The organism is Coprococcus eutactus (genome assembly GCF_025149915.1).
GTDB classification, from domain to species: Bacteria; Bacillota; Clostridia; order Lachnospirales; family Lachnospiraceae; genus Coprococcus; species Coprococcus eutactus.
Genome location: NZ_CP102278.1, coordinates 2,072,097 through 2,091,123 on the forward strand (window position 1 = coordinate 2,072,097; position 19,027 = coordinate 2,091,123).

The following is a 19,027-nucleotide window of genomic DNA, read 5'->3' on the forward strand; positions in this document are numbered from 1 at the left end:
TATTACATTTGTCATTTCATCCAGTTGCATAATTTCAGTTACATTATTTCAGTTATATTATTTCATAAGTCTTGTTATCGTATTTACAAGATCCTCTATCGTGTCATCCTTGCCATTTCTTATATCATCAGCCACACAGGTCCTGATATGCTCTGCAAGAAGTACCTTATTGAAGCTGTTGAGCGCCGCGTTTATGGCTGACACCTGGAGCACTATGTCTGTACAATAGGCATCATTTTCAAGCATTCCCTTGACGCCTCTTATCTGTCCTTCTATCCTGCTTAGTCTATTCATAAGTCTCTTGTATTCCTCATCTGTCCTCTGTCTCTTTCTGTCGCTGCAGCAGCATGCGTGTTCATCACTCATAGTATCCGCCTTTCCTCTGTAAATATTTGTACATGTATGATCTTTTATTTCATTTATCTATCTTTCGTATATTTTATATACCCTAGGGGGGTATTTGTCAATTCTTATTTCTTTATTGATAATCATAATCAATATCGCTATCTTGCTTGCCTACGGTTTATAACACAAAAAAATCCCTGTGAAAGATCTGAAATAAACAGATCGCTCACAGGGATCATATTCCTGTTATTCTGTATTTACTGCTCTGCAGTTATCACTCTATAACGCTTACTCTTCTACAGCATCTGTAGTATCATCCACCTGAAGATCAAGATCATTGATATCTATTGAACCATCATCAGATGAATCTGAAGAGTCATCTGATGCAGCGCTGTCATCCGTTATTGAAGCTCCGTCCTCATCGAGATCGGAACCATCTAAAGTCACAGTATCATCATCGCCACCTACCACTGTACTGTCAGTATATGAGAATGACTGTGTGTTGAGTACACTCTTGAGATCGATCAGTTCTCCTGTCTCAGCATTCAGCATGATAAGCTGCAAAGGATTTGAAATATCAAGACCGTCATCACTCTGTGAACTATCACCATCGCTAGTCTTTTCACACTGTGCAAATACCCATACAGGAAGATACTCGTACTTATCTCCATCCTTTATCTTATAGTAGGCAAGCTGCACGTTGTTAAACTCTATGCTACTGTACTGAGTCTTGTTCTCAGCATAATATGTGTTGACTGCCTTGGGAAGAGCCTTCACTGCATCCTCCCATGAGATAAGATCAACATTCTCCTTCTTGTCTCCTGTTGCCTTGAAATAATCGTAGCAGTATGCTGAAACAATGCCATTATCGTCTATCTGCAGCTCAAATGTCTCATCCATAGTGTCATACCATACATCATCTGACGAATTCAGTGAATCAATATTGTATACAGATGGTGTATACGGAGCTATTCCATCAACTGAGCGCTTGTATGTGATCACATATCCACTCTTCTCAGATGCAAGTGTGTTGTATGATGTATCGCTGTACTCCCATATAAGGTCTGTGCAACCTGTCTCAATTATGTCTGAGATTCCGCATCCAGCAAGGAAGCTCAGCCCCTGCTGTATAGCATCATCCTGGCTGACCGTTGCTGTATTTGCTGTGTCCTCACCGTCATAATAATCGCTGCTGTAGCAGTATACTGATGATGCGCCCTCCTTAGGTCTATAATTGATGAGCTGATCTGATGGATAGTAGTCTATTGAGAATCCTCCGCTCTCTCCAGTCTCTGTTGAGTTAAATGAGATCATGTACATATTCTCACCCTTTGAGCCAACAAAGGCATCTGCAGAATAATCACCGGCGCCCTCTCTCTCATCTGTTGCCGTCTTGAGCTGCTCCTTTAGTGATGAGATGTAATCGTCAAAAAATGACTTCTCGTCATCACTTGTCGACTGCTTTGAAAGTTCCTCATAATTCTCTATCTCTCTCTCAAGATCTCCCTTGTAAGGCTTTTCCCAGCTGTATGTATATACACCGGCACTTACATCAAAGAAGTTCTCACACACTCTCTTTTTATATTCATTATCTACCTGATTCTGATTGTAGTAGAGTATAGACATCTTGTCTGTATCAGGTACTGTGATCTTGGAGGCATTTATCTTAACATCCGTAAGACCGGTCGCATCGGTGTCTATTCCCTCCAGAGCACCCTCATAGGAGTCTGGCACATCAAGTCTTGATGCAAGCTTTCCGCCACCACCTGAACCATTCTCATCATCACCCATATTGTAGTCTACTTTCTTCTTTCCGCATCCTGTGAGGACTGTTCCTGCCACAAGAGATGTTACGAGAAGCAGAGTCAACGCTTTTCCATAACCTTTTTTCTTCATATAATACCAACCTTTCCTGCTTTATAAGCACCACGACATCTATATACTCCCTGTCTTTTCAGGCGCATTTGTTAAAATTATAATATATTTTAAAGTTCGTTACAACAAATATGCCATTCGTTAACATTTGTTCAGCTTTGCGACTATATTACTCCTTTGTGATGATGACCTTGCCATCGACAACCTGTACCTTTACCTTGTTGCTGTCGATTCCAGCTGCCGCAAGTATGTCGGGACTGATCTGAACACGGTTTGCCTTGTCCAGAATGGAGTACTCCTCATGGGAATCATCTGATGAAAATCCATCTGTGGACAGTTCGTTCATCCTGTCTTTATATGATTCCTTCATGATCTTCTCTGTGCTGATCTTACCATCCGCTATCATAACCACACGTCCAACCTTATTGGCAAGGCTTATATCATGTGTAACTATGATTATCGTGATTCCAAGCTCCTCATTCAGCTTTCTGAACAGATCCTGTATCATGTTGGATGTCTTGGTATCAACAGCACCTGTAGGCTCATCCGCAAGAAGGATCTTAGGATTGTTTGCCAGCGCTATGGCTATAGCGACTCTCTGCTGCTCACCACCTGACATCTGTGAAGGATAAGAATTGATCTTATCCTCTAGTCCAACCCTGCAGAGCAGGTCGTGTGCTCTCGCATATTTGTCTTCCTTATTGCTCTTATCAAAGTACATTGGAACCTGCACATTCTCGATAGCTGTCATATACGGAAGCAGATTTCTTGAGTTCTTCTGCCACACAAATCCTACCGTGTGCTTTCTGTACTCAACCAGCTCCTTGTCCGTCATGGCAAACAGGTCCTTGCCATCTACATACAGCTTTCCGGCTGTCGGTCTCTCAAGTCCGCCTATCATGTTGAGCAGTGTGGACTTTCCTGATCCGGACTTTCCTATGACTGCCATCAGCTCTCCATACTTGATGTTGAGCTCAAGTCCCTGAAGAGCCATTACCTCGACATCATCTGTCTTGTATATCTTTACCAGACTGTCACACTCTATGATGTTTTCATTTGTCTCCTGACTAGGAGCGGAACCGTCCGCATCTGATGTTCCACTTTGAACATCCTCACTGCCCTGCTCCGTCTGATCCATACCATATACGAACTCTTTCTGTTCTGGCTCAATCTGTTCTGGTTCATTCTGTCCCTGTACTGCGGTATCAGGTCTTGTATCCACATTACTATCCGGTGTTATAGTATCCGGTGTCTCATTTTTTTTCTTCTTAAACAAATGCTTATCGCCCAACTATCTCACCATCCTCTATCTCATATACCACATCTCCAAGTTCCATCAGTTTAGGGTCATGGGTAGTCATGACAATCGTTATTCCCTCTTTGTATACAAGCTCCTGGAAAAGCTTCATGACCGCAAGTCCAGACGCCGTATCCAAGGCACCTGTAGGCTCATCTGCAAATATTACCTTTGGCTTATGCGCCACTGCCCTTGCAATAGCAACTCTCTGCTGCTCACCACCTGACATCTGATTAGGGAAGTGAGACATTCTTGATGAAAGTCCCACCAGATCAAGTACCTCCCTTATCCTGGCATCTCTGTTTCCCTCATACTCGGCAAGCCTGAGTCCGAAGTCTACGTTCTCATACGCACTCATAATCGGTATGAGTGCCACCGACTGGAATACGAATCCGATATTGTATCTTCTGAGTTTTTCCTTCTCTTTCTCATTCATCTGGCTGTAGACATGCTCGCCTATGATGACATCGCCCTCTGTCGGATCGTCCAGGGCGCTCAGTATGTTCAGAAGAGTGGTCTTTCCTGAACCAGAACGGCCCTTCAGTATTGTAAGCTTGCCTGCAGGCACCTGCATGTCTATGCCCTTGAGTGCATAGAAATCCTCACCGCTTCCAAGTCTGAAGCATCTCTTGATTCCTTTGGCCTCTATCATGATATCGTCCATGACTGAAGCCCCCTTCTTAAGCTCTGCGGCAGGATCAAATATATATTCTGTATTGTTTGTATTTTCACCCATAGATTAATCCTCCCCCAGCTTCAATGCCTGTGTGATATTCATCTTCTTCAGAATAGTCCTTATAACTATGAAGCAGACGATGAACATAAATATAACTACTGCCGTCAGCTTTATCAGGTCATATGGATCCACCGCTATCGATATTGCTATATTGTGTGCCTCCGGCAGATAAACAACAGCAACCAGCTTGACAAACAGAATAGTTGCCGCAACCCCCACTCCATATCCCGCCAGACTGGCAAGAACCGAGCTGAATATCTGCTCATTTATAAGCATCTTGTTGATCTCATGCATACTCATACCCATAGCTCTGTATATACCGAACATAAGCTCTCTCTGCTTGATGGATGTTATCCAGTATATCAGGAATCCAACCATACAGAGTATGATTGCTATTATAAATGACAGTGAGAACAAACCGTTTGTGATAAGTACGAGAGGTGACTCCTGCATCTCCTTTATATCCTTATCAAGGCTGTCATACTGTACTATGTTGATATCCTCTGCATCAATTGCTCTTAGTGCATCTTTATAGCTCTTGCCGTCCGCAAGTCTCATCCACACCTGATATGGTGTCTGACTGAATGCACTTACAACATACGCATAGTTTGCAACAACGAGATATCTCTCAACTTCCTCCATCTCTCCATCAGAGTTCTTCTGGTACACATACTGCTGGAATCCAGGGAATGCATCCACTATGGCACATACGGTTCCACTAGGTGATGCGATCTCCTCCTTCTCCTTGCCCTTCATCGGACTGTACCTCGCATAATTTATGGAATCTCCGACTTTGATATTGTATTTCTTTGCAAGGTTCGACGATATGATGACACCGTTTGACACCTCTGCAAGATCGTTCAGATAGTTGTACCAGTGTTCCTTGTTAAGTCCGCTCTGAAGCCTTGCCGTCTCACCGAACTCCTTGGTGTTTATTCCCATAAGTACGCTGCCTGCAAGCTCCTCTCCGCCGGCCTTTATCACCGCATCATCGTCATATATGACTCTTGTCACCTTGTCACATACAGAGCCCTCGAGCTTTGTATATCTCTCAAAATCTCCCTCGGTGTAATACCAATGAGTCTTTTTTTTCTTATCTATATATGTTCCTCTAGTCCACTGCTCCTGAACTACCAGGTCAGTTCCCAGATTGTAATTGATACGTTTTGTCTTATTATCATTTATCGTCCGCGCCATATTTGAATTGAACATTCCCATTGCAATGGTCATTACAAGGAATACAGATATAAATCCCTGTTTCTTCACCGTCCTCGTTATCTGGAGGAAAGAGGCGTATACCGCAGGTGACCATCTCTTCTTACCTATCCTGTATATCAGTCTTATGAGATACTTGATAAGTCTGAGCACGAGAAGTCCAACTGCAAATATAAACAGTGACGAGTTCAGGAATATAACCGGATCAGGTCTCTTTCCTGAGAGGATATCCAATGCGATCGTAGACTTCTGCTTGTTGTAATTGTAGAGAAGATAGATTGACAATACCACCAGGATAACATCCACAAAGAACTTCTCCCAGAACGGTTTGTAATTTACCTTTCCTGTCCTGCTCTTTTGCTCGACGATAGAGTTTTTAGCGTATTTCATAACCGGCAGAGTCACAAACAGGATCGCAATAAGGGCTGCCGCCAGACTGTATACGACCATCCACGGATCTATTCCGTAAAAGTGTGTATCCTTGAATTCAAACTTCAGGAATGAGCTGGCACTCGCCGCCATCTTACACAGAAGGTAGCCCACCGGTATTCCTATTATTATCGCTATGACCGACAATATCGCCGACTGTCCCAGATATATTCCAAGGACCTGCTTCGTGCTTGTTCCTCGGCTCTTGAGCATCGCGATCTCTCCATCCTCCATCTCCAGTATCTGGCTTGACACCATGTAGATGAATGCTAGGAGCAGTACAAGGATAGGAAGCTCAAGTACCCATATGATTATTCCTATCGTCCTAGCATCGCCTCTGTAATCTATAAGCACGTTGCTGAAATTCTGTGTAAAACTCTTGTCCGATGACTCAAATGACTTTATATAGTAGAGTGTGTCAGCTGCATTTGCATGTGTTATCTGTGAGTAATCCAGCATGTCATGCTCACTGTAATATATTGTGAGGAAGCCGTACTTTGTGATCATCTCATCGAAATCACTCTGCTTCACATATACCTGTCTGTCCAGATCTGCAAGCTGATCATACCAGAAATCATCCGAGTAATCCTTCTCCTCGAACACTCCGACTATCTGGTATTTCATAGGATTGCCACTTGCATCCTTGACATCTCCAAGTCCCGTGTCGATGGTAAACACCTCTCCAACGACTAGATTATATTCATCGAGATACCTCTGTGATATAAGACACGGATATACTCCACTCTCCGTCTTTGCATCTTCAAGGCTTACTCCGTATGTTATGTTGATGTGGTCTTCAAGATTCGGCATATACACCATCTTGAAGTTGCTTCTGTGTCCAAGATTACTCTGTGTGTATCCAGCCTCAAGGCTCAGACTTGTCTGTTCCTCTATGGTGTCTATCTCAAGGTAGTAATTCCACATCTTCTTATACTTCTCTATCCTGTTCAGCACGGACTCAGAATCCGGATACTCATCAACAGCACAGGATCCCTCCCTGCCTATTGTGCTCGGATATTTGTTCTGCTCTGTCATAGCTGCGTCAAACTTGGATGACATAAGCATGTCAAGCGCTCCGTTCTTGAACATCGGGTTACATGATGCCACCGCCACAAGGAGTACTATTCCAAGGAGAAGACATGCATTAAGCCACTTTTTATTAAGAAGTTTGTGTGATAAAAATTTAAACATCTTTTCTCCTTTCCATTACTCTGCTACAGCATCGTCCGCTGCTCCGGCTGCATCGCCTGCTCCGTCATCATCTGTCACATTTTCCGATGTATCTCCAGAGTCTCCATCGGAGGAGTCTGAGGAACCGGCCGCGCCTGATGAATCAGAGGAATCACGTCCTGAAGATGACTTGCTACCTGACGCTGATGCTGACTCCTTCGCTATCACATCTCCCTCTGAGAGACCTGACAGTATGATCGTCTGTGTCTTGCTCGCCTCGCCCAGCGTTATATACTGTTTCACGATCTCGCCGTCAAGGAGAAGCCATACATAATCATACTCTGATGAGTTGTTCTTGCTCGCCTCATGGTAGATCATATTCGTAGGTATCATGACAACATTGTCGTACACCGCTGTAGGGTAGCTTACCTGGTAGTTCTTCGTGCTCTTGTAAACATTTGCATCATCGACCTTGATGTAGTACTTCAGTTCATCGGAACCTGCACACTTTGTAATATGTACATTTCCCTGGTCATCTGTCTGTATGTATGATCTTGAAGAGTCTCCGCTTGTTCCCACGCATATTCCGCTTATCTTCTTGGTATTATCTTTCTTGCTTGTGATAGTTACCTTCTGATTGATTCCAAGCTTGCCCTCTGATACTGTAAGTGCCAGTATGACATTTTTGCTGCTGCCCACCGTGAGTACTGTCTGACCTTCCTTTATCGCAGCATCTGTGCTCGCGCTGATCTTCTTGACTGTTCCCGCCTCGTCAGCATACACGCTTATCTTACCTGTTCCATCGTTGTTCTTGTTGAGCTTTGTCTTTTTGTCGTTGAGACTTGCTATAGTCGCGTTATGAGTATATATAAGAAGCTGCTTATTATAATTCACAACATTTCTCTGGCATGTGAGCTGCTCTACCATATACAACGGATTGTCCGCATCAGTAGGTGTCGCTTTCTTCTGCTTTTGATATTCCTGTATCTGGTCATTTATGTCATTTATCTGCCCGTCATACTCTTGAAGTGATGAATTGTATGACATGTTCTCTTCCTGTATCTGATTGTCGATCTCCTTGACAGCCGCTGTTCCGCCACCACTGTCTATCACAAACAGTAGATCTCCCTTCTTGACCTTCTGTCCCTTCTTGACATTTATAGATGCAAATCTTCCATCACATGGAGCTGCATAACTTACGCTGTTTAGATCCTCTGCCGTAAATGACTGAGCCTTCGCTGTCTTGGTGTATGAGTCAAGTGCAACTGTATACTCAATGTAGCTTGACGGCATGATCGTATCCGATGCATAGTACACAAGATCTCCTTCCTTGAGGCCGCTTACTATCTCTGTGTAATTTGCATCGCTTGCACCTACCTCCACGTCACGACGTTCCTTGTCGCTTGTGTCAGTCTTGATATACACGAAGCTCTGCCCATTCTCTTCATATATTGAGTCGTTTCCAACTGTAAGTACATTCTTCGCCTCCGATGTACTGAAATAAAGGGAAACTGAATTTCCAACTTTCAGTATCTTTTCAGGGTTCTTTACTCCCTTCAGCTGGAATCTTGTATATGGAAGACTAGACATACTCTGTGCAACCGCTATCTCCTGGTTGGTGAACTTGTATGGCTCTATGTCATACTTCTTTCCATCTACAACAGTGTACATATTCTTGTAAATACTGTATGTATCTTTCTTATATGACTCGCCTGTTATCTCAATATATGGCTGATTGTAATCGGACACGACAACAACATTCTCTCCGCCGTTCACAGTCTTATCTTCACCCTTTGCAGACTTGGCGTAGGTGACATATCCGGCGTGATCTGCCTTTAAGGTTCCATTCTTCTTCAGCTTATCCTGTTCTTCCTGCGCCTGTATTTTCTTCTTCTGTTCATAATCATACACAAGGTTATCATATCTGTGGTTCTCCTCGTTGACCGCCTTCTCAACTCTGGCTGCATCAGCGCCCTCCTTGTCATTGATCTCCTCGCAGGCTTTTATCTTCCAGTCAATCTCCGCTTGCTTCTCCTGATAGATCTTCTCCTTTATATCGTGGCTGTACTTCTGTACATCATCCGACTCGCTGGCATCAGCTGATGTATCGTCAATTCCATCGCCAGTAAGTCCACTGTCTCCCCCCGATGTATCTGTGGTGTTGTCTCCCCCTGATGCATCTGAACTGTCCCCTGTTTCAGCAAGAACAGTACCTTTTTTCACCTCATCCCCCACATTCACATATACCTTTGAAAGTGTGGCTGAAGTCTCATAATAGTAGCTGTAATCTGTTGGAACTATCGTTCCTGTCTTTATGACCTTGCGGCCTATATCTCCGTATGTTACCGGACGGTATGCTTCATTTGTACTCACAGGCTCCATCAGTTCCGGCACCTTTTCACTTTTCTCCTTGCCGCATCCCGTCATAGTCATCGCAAACACAGCAGCCATGCACATACACATAACTCTCTTATGAAACACCGTTCTCATATTCTTCACATGTATACCACTCTTAAGATTCTGCTTTCTCAATTTACCACCACCTGCTCTCCGGCTTTAAGCCCTGACTTTACGATCGTCTTATCATCAACAGTATCACCCACTGTGACTTCCACGGCACTTCTGTTGCCGTCCTCATCCACCACGTATGCGTACTTCTTTTCATCTGAGCCGTCAAATACAGCCTTTTTATTTACATATATGACGTTCTTTACCACTGGCTTCTCTATGACCATCTTCAGTGTATCTGCCTCCGTGATGCCTGCCATATCGCTGACAGGCTGGAATGTCACCTTCTGCATCTCCTCGCCGGTTGCCTTGCTCTTGTACTTTTCGCACTTTATCAGTTTCAGTGAAAATGTCGCTTCCTGAAAATCAGCCTCGTAAACTTCTCCCTCTTTGAACTCGTAGTTGTCATTTGTCTCCGCAACATAATCAGATGATCCTGAATCGACAGTTATAAGTGTCTGTCCAGCAGTTACATATCCGTACTGAATATCAGAATCTATATATGTGACAGTTCCCGCCTTTGTGGCTATGACCTGATAGTCCTTCATACGCTCATTCTGCTCTTTTATGTACGTATCAGCCACGTCCATATCTTCCTTTGCCGCCGATATATCGCCCGAATAATCTACACTGCTGTCTATCTCTGCAAGCCTTGTATAGTGATCTATAAGCAGAAGATCCTGCTCCTTCTGTTCTGTGTACTGTTCAATGGTCTTCTTGATCTCAGTAGCCTGAAACTGTATCATCACATCACCCTTGGCTACTTTATCACCTTCCTTCACCTTGACTTCCTCTATCTTGTAGTCGGACTGCTGTATCGAATAATCTTTGCTGCTGTATCCGTCCGGCTTCAGATCAAGTGTCAGTGAGGACTGTATATCACCGCTCTGAACCTTCTCAGTGTTGAACTGCATCTTACTGTATGGTTCTATATTTATCTTCGCATCTCCTGCCTGACCATCGCCACTGCCGCTGCACGCTGTGAACGATACAGACAGCACACCAGCCAGAGCCACCGCAAATATCCTTTTGCCAAATGTAGCCTTTGCCACTCTTCATACCTCCTGTTTTGGAAAATTATATGACATCAATCTGTTAAGTTTTATCTATATTCCAGCATTGTATCTCACTTCTAATACCTTTAATGATTTTACCCCCGGGGCGTTCATATATCAAGAAATTACGTGGGAGTTAATATTAGTTAAAATACAACACATGCACTATAAATATAAATGATAAATTTTTTTCAGGGAATATTATTCTACACGATTTCAAACAATGTTCACACAAAAGACAAAAAAATAAAGTCTCTGACCAAAATCTTCAATCAGGACTTTAAAATAAAAAGATGCGGGAGATGGGACTTGAACCCACACGCCGTTTCCAGCACTAGATCCTTAGTCTAGCCTGTCTGCCAATTCCAGCACTCCCGCATGTTATATATGATGTTGATAAACTATAACTCACTGCCATCCGAATCAAACGCCATCTCACGCTTTCAAAGAAAAGATGCGGGAGATGGGACTTGAACCCACACGCCGTTTCCAGCACTAGATCCTTAGTCTAGCCTGTCTGCCAATTCCAGCACTCCCGCATGTTTCATATGATGTTGACAATGCGTTTGTCACCAACGAATAAGATAATACCATCCCAGAACTATAAAGTCAACATCTTTTTTCAAATTATTTGTCCTTATTTTTTGAATTTTCTAGAATATCTGACTTCACGCGAAACTGAACTATGTCCATAATAAAAATAAAGCTTCACGACCTAGCTTGTCCAAGTCACGAAACTTTATTTTTGAATACGGCAAGACCGCCTCCAATATCAGATCTTGATCATGTTTGTGAGTTTCCTGTCCACATCCTTCATCAGATGTTCTTTGAATGCAGTGTAATATTCATGTGTGAACTGCGTATACAGAAACTTATTCCACAGATTGCTGCAATATGTACTGTCAAAATCATAGTATGAATCCGTGTACACCAGACCATTACTAAATCTTGTCACGTCAAGATATGGTTCCTTACCCGCATAGTTGAGCCTCATTACAAGGTTCTTCTGCTCGCTGCAGCAAGCAAATGTCTCAAGGAACATCTTCATCTGATCCTTTGTTATTCTCTCTACGAACATATGTGCCTCCTATTTAAGCATTTACTCTCTGTTGACCCACACTTTACCCTTTTCCTACGAATTATCTAATCCCCCTGTGTAATTCGTTCTGTAAAATGTGCCTAATTTTACATGTGCTATTATAGCATATCTACCATGATTATAAAACCCTAAATCATTCGTCATACATCGTCTGCACACAAAAAGGATCAGGTAAACTGCTCCTGATCCTTCTTAATTAATATACTGCATCAATAATCTATGCTAATACACCATGCATTTTACTAGCCGCATATGTTCGTCTATATTATGATAACTGTGCCTTTGCAACCTCAACAAGCTTTGCAAATCCCTCAGCATCGCTGATAGCCATCTCTGAGAGCATCTTTCTGTTGATGTCAACACCTGCCAGCTTAAGACCGTGCATAAGCTTGCTGTATGAGATATCGTTCATTCTTGCTGCTGCGTTGATACGAGCGATCCAAAGCTGTCTGAACTGTCTCTTTCTCTGCTTTCTGCCAGCGTATGAAGATGTGAGTGCTCTCATAACTGACTGCTTTGCTACTCTATACTGCTTGCTTCTTGCTCCTCTGTAGCCCTTTGCAAGCTTTAATACCTTATTATGCTTCTGCTTTGCGTTCATTCCGCCTTTAACTCTTGCCATTGGTTTTCTTCCTCCTGATCTATTAGATATAAGGTAATATCTTCTTCATTACCTTCTCGTTTGTTGCGTCTGTCATTGTAGCCTTTCTAAGATTTCTCTTTCTCTTAGTGGTCTTCTTTGTTAAGATATGACTCTTATAAGCTTTAGATCTCTTTAAACCGCCGTTAGCTGTTTTCTTGAAACGCTTAGCTGCTGCTCTTTTTGTCTTTAATTTAGCCATTTTACTCTACTTCCTCCTTGAATTATATGTCTATAATAATTTAACGCTTTTGTGTTAAAAACATTATCATGCTTCTGCCCTCAAACTTTGCAGGCTTATCAACCACAGCTATCTCTGCAAGCTTCTCTGCAAAATTGTCGAGGATAACTTTGGACTGCTCCACATGTGCAAGCTCTCTTCCTCTGAATCTCAAAGTAACCTTAACCTTGTCTCCATGCTCAAGGAACTTTCTCGCCTGATTGATCTTAGTGTTAAGATCATTCGAATCAATGTTTGGTGAAAGTCTTACCTCTTTAACTTCCATTGTCTTCTGCTTTTTCTTAGCCTCTTTTTCTTTTCTAGCCTGCTCGTAGCGGTACTTTCCGTAATCTACGATCTTACATACTGGTGGCTGAGCTTTAGGGGCTATCTTGACAAGATCAAGTCCTGCATCCTGTGCCATCTTGAATGCATCTCTGGATGACATGATTCCTATAAGCTGACCATCTTCCCCGATGAGTCGTACCTCTCTGTCTCTAATCTGTTCGTTGATCATTAAATCGCTAATGACTCTCTACCTCCACATTTTTAAAATTTCGTATTACAAGCTGCTATTGTAAGCCACTCTCATAACATAAGAAAAGTGGATAGAACAAACCATCCACTTTCTTAATAAAAAGCATATTCAAAATACAGGCTGAGCCTGGAAATTCCTCTAAGCTAATTTATTTACCCGAGACATGAAATATAATCCTGAATTATAATCCTAAATTACAACCTTTGATCCTAAAGATCTGTCATGCTGAGGTGAGAGCGGATACTCTGCTTCTATGTTCACTGTTTTACACAGCAATGGTAGAATACCATATCTGCAGTGCTATGTCAATATTTTTTTATTTACATAAAGAGCTTTACATGAAGAGTCATTCCTCACTCTGTCTGTGAGTCTTCTTCATCCTCGTGGGACTCTATCGGTATGAATACCCTTGTATTCTCAGCTTCGCCATCTATCTCCTGGCCTGCCTGGGCTTTCTTCACAAAATACATCTGAGAATCAAGTCTGGTTTTTCCCCTGAGATCCTGTTTCACATATGAACCGTCAGGCTGCATAATATGTGCTTTGAGGGTGTCTGCCAGCTGTATCTGGAGTATCTCCTTCACCTTTGTCTTGAGTCCCGGATCCTCGACCGGGAAAGTGATCTCCACTCTCTTGTCAAGGTTTCTAGGCATCCAGTCAGCACTTCCCATGTATATATCCTCAAATCCGTCATTGTAGAAATAGAATATTCTTGAGTGTTCAAGATAATTTCCCACGATCGACCTGACTGAAATATTCTCAGAAAGGCCCGGGACTCCTGCCTTGATACAACATATTCCTCTGACTATCAGATCTATCTTCACACCTGCCTTTGACGCATCATAGAGCGCGTTCATGATAACCGGATCACACAGACTGTTCATCTTGGCAACTATCCTTGCCTTCTTGCCCTGTCTTGCATTCTCCGCCTCACGTCCTATCAGCATGAGGAATTTGTCCTTCAGCCATATCGGTGCAACCGCAAGCTTATTCCACTTCTTCGGCTCTGAGTATCCTGACAGCATGTTAAACACCGCAGTGGCATCCTCTCCTATGGCATCACTGCATGTTAGAAGGCCCATATCAGTGTAGAGCTTTGCCGTCTGGTCATTGTAGTTTCCTGTTCCAAGGTGAACATATCTCCTGATTCCATCCTCCTCACGTCTCACAACGAGGGCAATCTTGGAATGCGTCTTCAGGCCGACCAGACCATATATTACGTGACAGCCAGCCTGCTCAAGTTTCTTTGCCCATGCAATATTGTTTTCCTCATCAAACCTGGCCTTAAGTTCTACAAGAACCGTTACCTGCTTGCCGTTTTCTGCCGCCTGGGCAAGTGCTGCTATTATAGGTGAATTGCCGCTGACACGGTAGAGTGTCTGTTTTATCGCCAGAACATCTGGGTCATTTGCCGCTTGTCTGATAAATTCTATGACAGGTGTAAACTCATAATATGGATGGAACAGCAGTATGTCCCCCTTCCTTATCCTGTCAAATATATGGCTGTAATCACCCATCCCCGGCACCGGCTGAGGCTTGTACTTTGGATACTTGAGATGTTCAAATCCTTCTATGCCATTTACCTTCATGAGGAACGTGAGATCAAGAGGTCCATTTATCTTATACACAACTTCATCATCTACTCCGAGATGATTCTTGAGTTCCTTCAGGAGCTTCTTGTCCATAGCCTCATCCACCTCGAGACGGATGACCTCGCCCCACTGTCTCTGCTTAAGCTGCTTTTCAATCTCCTTTAAAAGATCTGCTGTCTCCTCCTCGTCTATGGAGAAGTCTGCATTTCTCATGATCCTGTACGGATATGCGCACACTATATCATAGCTCAAGAACAATTTGTCAAGGTTCTTCTCGATAACCTCCTCGAGAAGTATGATCTCGGTGACATCCTTCTCCTCCGATGGCAGTTTCACTATCCTAGGCAGCACTGACGGCACCTGAACCGTGGCTATATCGGTTACATCTTTCTTCTTATCATATATAAGCGCACCGATGTTCAGCGATTTGTTTCGCACAAGCGGAAATGGTCTGGATGAGTCGACCGCCATAGGTGTGAGGACCGGATACACATCCTTCTCAAAATATTTGTCCACATACTTCGCCTGCTTCGGCGTGAGATCCTCGTAATGTCTTACAAGCTTCAATCCATTCTGTGCGAGCTGAGGGATGAGTGATCTGTTAAGCGTCTGATACTGGTTCTTCATGAATTCCTTTGTGCTCACATGAAGCGCATCCAGCTGCTCCTGAGGAGTCATACCCGCAATATCCTTCTTGGTGTATCCCGCATGTACCATATCTGTCAGAGATGCAATCCTGACCATAAAGAATTCATCCAGATTGGATGCTGTAATGCTGAGAAACTTTATCCTCTCAAACAACGGTATAGTCTTGTCTTTCGCTTCGGAAAGACATCTCTTGTCAAATTCCAGCCAGCTGAGCTCTCTGTTATAAAAAATCGGATTCTTATCTGCCATATATTACAGCCCCCTTTTCTGCTTAAGCACAGGTTTCACGCCAAATACCTTTCTGAAAAGCTCTGTCTTTGTCCTGAATACCCCGGCCTCAAGTGTTATGTCATTCAGCGTATCGACCGTCATGGTGAGTACGCTGTCCTTACAATTAAACTTCATATTCTCTATCTTCTGTCTGTGGCTCTTGTCCAGCACATCCGCGATCCTCAGTATGGATGTGAGCTTCGCCACCTTCATATAATCCGCAGTCATCAGCGATACCTGTGCCTTGGTCTGAGATGGAAGATAATACTCATTGAACTTTACGATATTTGCTATCTCCTCCCTCTCCTTATGTGACAGTCCAAGTATCTCAGTGGACATGATTATATGATATGACATCATTGTTCCCTCGTTCATATTCACAAACTTACCGCAACTGTGGAGCATGGCAGCTATCTGGAGCTGCAACCTCTCCCGCTTTCCAAGTCCGTGTATGACCTTGAACGAGTCAAATATATCAAGGGCATTCTGCATTACGTTCTGTGTATGTCTTCTGTTGACCTTGTACTTCTTTGCTATACTGTTAGCGGACGCAATGATATCCTCGTCAAAGTCCTTATCTATAAGCAGTGTTCCATGCTTATCCATGTAATCAGCAACTATACCGTCACAGAAGGTTACATCAGGGGTTATTATATCCTCCGCCCTTGAATTGTCCAGAAATGACTGGTATATGATCGCCATAGGCAGCATGAGCGTTGCCCTCTCATACGGAACCCCATACTTTTCAGAGAGGATCTCCGGAGTAGTCTCAACAACCTTATGGTAGAGAACTCTGAACTGATCTCTTGTGATCTTGTCCACAATCTTCAGCTCAGGCCCGACCTTCTTCAGGTTCGCAATTCCATCACCGATCGCTATGATGCTCTTTATATCCTTGTCGTTTATAAAGAGATTCCTGAACTCCTCTATGAAATTCGACACGAACTCTTCCATGATATTCTCAAGGGCAACCGTATCGGCACCATATTTTGCAAGATAATCCCTGATTCTCACTGCTCCTATCGGAAGATTCTGTGTCTGTATGAGATTCTGCTTGTCAAATATGGATATCTGGAGACTTCCCGCACCGATATCGAGCAGGGCTCTGTTCTTGGTCTCCTCCTGTCCAAATCTGTACTTTGCAGCGCAGGCCTTGTAATTCATAAACCTCTGTTCCGAATTGCTGAGCACCGTAACGTCGATGCCTGTGTGCTGTTTTATCCTCTCAAGAACCATGACTGAGTTCTCCGCCTCACGCACGGCAGAAGATGCATACGCCTTATAATCACGCACATCATACTCTTTCATCTTTCTGCGGAACTTGTTCAGTATCTCGCACACCTTCACTGTTGATTTCTCTGTGATCTTGCCACTGTTGTATGTATCGCTTCCGAGTTCAACTGTACTGTTGACATAATCGATCTCCTTCGCCCCTTTTTTCGGAGTTATCTCATATATCTTCATTGACAACTCGTTGGATCCCACATCAATGGCAGCAAATATTTTATTTGCCATTTTCCCCACCTCCTGTTAAATAATATATCAATACGTTCCTATGATCTTAAAATCCATTGAATCCTTTGCTATTCTTTCAAGTGCATCTATCGCAGCCGCATCCATCAGACTTCCCTCAAGAGTTATAAAGAATGAATATTCCCATTTTCTGCCCCTGAGAGGTCTCGACTCTATGCTTGTCATGTTGAGTCCGTCATGCTTTATATGTCCAAGTATGCTGTATAGTGTTCCACTCTCATGCGGCAACGAAAAGCATATGGATATATTCTTCGACGTCTTCACATATTCTTTTCTCTTCGAGAGTATGATGAATCTGGTCGTATTGTTCTCATTGTTGACTATGTCATCCCTGAGTATCTTAAGTCCATATATATCCGCTGCCAGCGCGCTGGCTATCGCCGCCTGTGATCTGTCCCCGTCATCCCTCACCTTCACTGCACCGACCGCAGTGTTGGCAACGGGGCACTGGGTGTACCCGCAAGCCTCTAGGAACTCACTACACTGCATAAGTCCCTGTGGATGGGAGTACACAGTCTTTATATCTGATATCTCTGCATCCGGAAGTCCCATCAGCATATGGGCAACCTTGACCTCATCGCCTCCGACTATGGTAAGACCGCTGCTGCCGACCATATCATATATTCCATTTACAAATCCGGCTGAAGAATTCTCTATAGGCAGAACTCCGTAGTCTGCATCCCCATCCTTCACAGCTTTCACAACACCATCAAACTTTGCCACATTTATATTTTTGATATCCTTGCCAAAATAATCATGCATCGCCTGATGACTGTACGCTCCGGGAACCCCCTGATACACGACAACCGTATCACCATCCACCTTCAACTTGTCAACGAGGTGAAATTCTCGTACTATATCCGAGCTGCTGTGATCCGCCAGCATTTGCCTATCCTCATCGCCTATCTCTTTTATCAACTGATTCTTTCTGTCTATCAGTTTCTGTATCTGATCCTCAAGATCATTTATCTCTTCCAAAGTGCCCATGTATATACCTTTCCATCAACTCCAGTCTGCTTTTCAACTGTTTTTGTCAAGTTTACTTGCCAGTTCATCAACAGTGCTGCCGAGCAGCGGATGCCTCTTGTAGCCCGCTATCGCCGACAGGGGTTGCAACACAAATGCCCTTTTGTGCATCTCTGCATGAGGTATGTGCAGATCTTCGCTGTCATACACTAGATCATCAAAAAGCAGTATATCTATATCCAGGGTTCTAGGTCCCCAGTGTATTATCCGCTTTCTTCCCGCATCCTTCTCTATTGCATTGACAAGATTAAGCAGCTCCTCCGGCTCCCTGAGAGTCTCTATCTCAAGACATCCATTCAGGAAATCGTCCTGTTCAACCCCGCCATATGGCTCTGTCTCTATAAAATCCGACACCTTAGTTACCTTAGTGTATCTGTCCTTGTTGAGTTCATCTATCGCCATATCGAGGTATGATTCTCTATCTCCCATATTGGAACCAAGTCCCAGATATGCGACATGCTTTTTCCTGCTTATAGACACCGATACATTGTCGACATGTACCAAAACAGGTGCCCACGGCTTTTTGACAGTCACGTCAACGCCTCGCACATCATCGTATTTCAAGAGTATCGTATCCGCAATCTCCTCCGCCACAGTCTCGATCAGCTTATAATTCTTATTCTTCATGATATCCTGGATATCATTACACACCAATCCATAATTCACCGACTTATCAAGGTCGTCCGATCTTCCCGCGGCTCTTGTAGACACATGCATCGACACGTCAACTATGAACTTCTGTCCAAGTACAGTCTCCTCGCGGTACACTCCATGATGGGCGAATATCTCAAGTCCCTTTATATTTATTTTGTCCATATCTGTCACCTTCTA

General features: G+C 43.5%; 15 protein-coding genes and 2 tRNA genes. All 17 read right to left on the bottom strand.

Annotated elements, in window-relative coordinates:
- Positions 1-57: 57 nt before the first annotated feature.
- On the bottom strand, positions 58-366 hold the full coding sequence (locus tag NQ536_RS08990) for a metal-sensing transcriptional repressor (protein WP_004849122.1): 309 nt from the start codon (positions 364-366) through the stop codon (positions 58-60).
- Positions 367-633: 267 nt separating this feature from the next.
- Positions 634-2,241, bottom strand: a complete 1,608-nt coding sequence (locus tag NQ536_RS08995; protein ID WP_004849123.1) for a hypothetical protein — start codon at positions 2,239-2,241, stop codon at positions 634-636.
- Between the two features lie 148 nt (positions 2,242-2,389).
- Positions 2,390-3,496, bottom strand: a complete 1,107-nt coding sequence (locus NQ536_RS09000) for an ABC transporter ATP-binding protein (protein ID WP_306801013.1) — start codon at positions 3,494-3,496, stop codon at positions 2,390-2,392.
- Between the two features lie 4 nt (positions 3,497-3,500).
- Positions 3,501-4,253, bottom strand: a complete 753-nt coding sequence (locus NQ536_RS09005; RefSeq protein WP_004849126.1) for an ABC transporter ATP-binding protein — start codon at positions 4,251-4,253, stop codon at positions 3,501-3,503.
- A gap of 3 nt (positions 4,254-4,256) precedes the next feature.
- Positions 4,257-7,088: an FtsX-like permease family protein gene (locus NQ536_RS09010; RefSeq protein ID WP_004849128.1), complete on the bottom strand. Its 2,832-nt coding sequence runs from the start codon at positions 7,086-7,088 to the stop codon at positions 4,257-4,259.
- A gap of 15 nt (positions 7,089-7,103) precedes the next feature.
- Positions 7,104-9,599, bottom strand: a complete 2,496-nt coding sequence (locus NQ536_RS09015; protein WP_004849130.1) for a biotin/lipoyl-binding protein — start codon at positions 9,597-9,599, stop codon at positions 7,104-7,106.
- Complete coding sequence (locus NQ536_RS09020) at positions 9,596-10,627, bottom strand: efflux RND transporter periplasmic adaptor subunit (protein WP_004849132.1); 1,032 nt, start codon at positions 10,625-10,627, stop codon at positions 9,596-9,598. Before NQ536_RS09020 ends, NQ536_RS09015 begins: the two co-directional genes overlap by 4 nt.
- Positions 10,628-10,924: 297 nt before the next feature.
- Positions 10,925-11,008: transfer RNA gene (locus NQ536_RS09025), tRNA-Leu, on the bottom strand.
- Between the two features lie 77 nt (positions 11,009-11,085).
- A tRNA-Leu gene (locus NQ536_RS09030) sits at positions 11,086-11,169 on the bottom strand.
- A gap of 233 nt (positions 11,170-11,402) precedes the next feature.
- Positions 11,403-11,708, bottom strand: a complete 306-nt coding sequence (locus NQ536_RS09035; protein WP_004849133.1) for a hypothetical protein — start codon at positions 11,706-11,708, stop codon at positions 11,403-11,405.
- A gap of 286 nt (positions 11,709-11,994) precedes the next feature.
- On the bottom strand, positions 11,995-12,351 hold the full coding sequence (gene rplT / locus NQ536_RS09040; RefSeq protein ID WP_004849136.1) for a 50S ribosomal protein L20: 357 nt from the start codon (positions 12,349-12,351) through the stop codon (positions 11,995-11,997).
- 22 nt (positions 12,352-12,373) lie between these two features.
- Positions 12,374-12,571, bottom strand: coding sequence for a 50S ribosomal protein L35 (gene rpmI, locus NQ536_RS09045; RefSeq protein WP_004849138.1), 198 nt, complete (start codon positions 12,569-12,571; stop codon positions 12,374-12,376).
- Positions 12,572-12,611: 40 nt separating this feature from the next.
- Positions 12,612-13,106 (bottom strand): translation initiation factor IF-3, encoded by a 495-nt coding sequence (gene infC, locus NQ536_RS09050; protein ID WP_004849140.1) that lies wholly within the window; start codon positions 13,104-13,106, stop codon positions 12,612-12,614.
- A 374-nt stretch (positions 13,107-13,480) separates the two neighbouring features.
- Positions 13,481-15,616, bottom strand: coding sequence for an RNA degradosome polyphosphate kinase (locus NQ536_RS09055; protein WP_004849144.1), 2,136 nt, complete (start codon positions 15,614-15,616; stop codon positions 13,481-13,483).
- Positions 15,617-15,619: 3 nt separating this feature from the next.
- Positions 15,620-17,152, bottom strand: a complete 1,533-nt coding sequence (locus NQ536_RS09060; RefSeq protein WP_004849146.1) for a Ppx/GppA phosphatase family protein — start codon at positions 17,150-17,152, stop codon at positions 15,620-15,622.
- A 27-nt stretch (positions 17,153-17,179) separates the two neighbouring features.
- Positions 17,180-18,157 carry a prephenate dehydratase gene (locus NQ536_RS09065; RefSeq protein ID WP_004849147.1) on the bottom strand — a complete coding sequence of 326 codons (978 nt, stop codon included), beginning with the start codon at positions 18,155-18,157 and terminating at the stop codon, positions 17,180-17,182.
- 33 nt (positions 18,158-18,190) lie between these two features.
- On the bottom strand, positions 18,191-19,012 hold the full coding sequence (gene folK / locus NQ536_RS09070; RefSeq protein WP_004849149.1) for a 2-amino-4-hydroxy-6-hydroxymethyldihydropteridine diphosphokinase: 822 nt from the start codon (positions 19,010-19,012) through the stop codon (positions 18,191-18,193).
- Positions 19,013-19,027 lie beyond the last annotated feature (15 nt).

What these genes read in the sequence shown, in the direction of transcription:
- infC (WP_004849140.1), bottom strand. Translation starts at nt 13,106, where the DNA reads ATGATCAACGAACAGATTAGAGACAGAGAGGTACGACTCATCGGGGAA.
- folK (WP_004849149.1), bottom strand. Translation starts at nt 19,012, where the DNA reads ATGGACAAAATAAATATAAAGGGACTTGAGATATTCGCCCATCATGGA.
- NQ536_RS09035 (WP_004849133.1), bottom strand. Translation starts at nt 11,708, where the DNA reads ATGTTCGTAGAGAGAATAACAAAGGATCAGATGAAGATGTTCCTTGAG.
- rpmI (WP_004849138.1), bottom strand. Translation starts at nt 12,571, where the DNA reads ATGGCTAAATTAAAGACAAAAAGAGCAGCAGCTAAGCGTTTCAAGAAA.
- NQ536_RS09065 (WP_004849147.1), bottom strand. Translation starts at nt 18,157, where the DNA reads ATGGGCACTTTGGAAGAGATAAATGATCTTGAGGATCAGATACAGAAA.
- NQ536_RS09005 (WP_004849126.1), bottom strand. Translation starts at nt 4,253, where the DNA reads ATGGGTGAAAATACAAACAATACAGAATATATATTTGATCCTGCCGCA.
- rplT (WP_004849136.1), bottom strand. Translation starts at nt 12,351, where the DNA reads ATGGCAAGAGTTAAAGGCGGAATGAACGCAAAGCAGAAGCATAATAAG.
- NQ536_RS08990 (WP_004849122.1), bottom strand. Translation starts at nt 366, where the DNA reads ATGAGTGATGAACACGCATGCTGCTGCAGCGACAGAAAGAGACAGAGG.
- NQ536_RS09010 (WP_004849128.1), bottom strand. Translation starts at nt 7,088, where the DNA reads ATGTTTAAATTTTTATCACACAAACTTCTTAATAAAAAGTGGCTTAAT.
- NQ536_RS08995 (WP_004849123.1), bottom strand. Translation starts at nt 2,241, where the DNA reads ATGAAGAAAAAAGGTTATGGAAAAGCGTTGACTCTGCTTCTCGTAACA.
- NQ536_RS09060 (WP_004849146.1), bottom strand. Translation starts at nt 17,152, where the DNA reads ATGGCAAATAAAATATTTGCTGCCATTGATGTGGGATCCAACGAGTTG.
- NQ536_RS09055 (WP_004849144.1), bottom strand. Translation starts at nt 15,616, where the DNA reads ATGGCAGATAAGAATCCGATTTTTTATAACAGAGAGCTCAGCTGGCTG.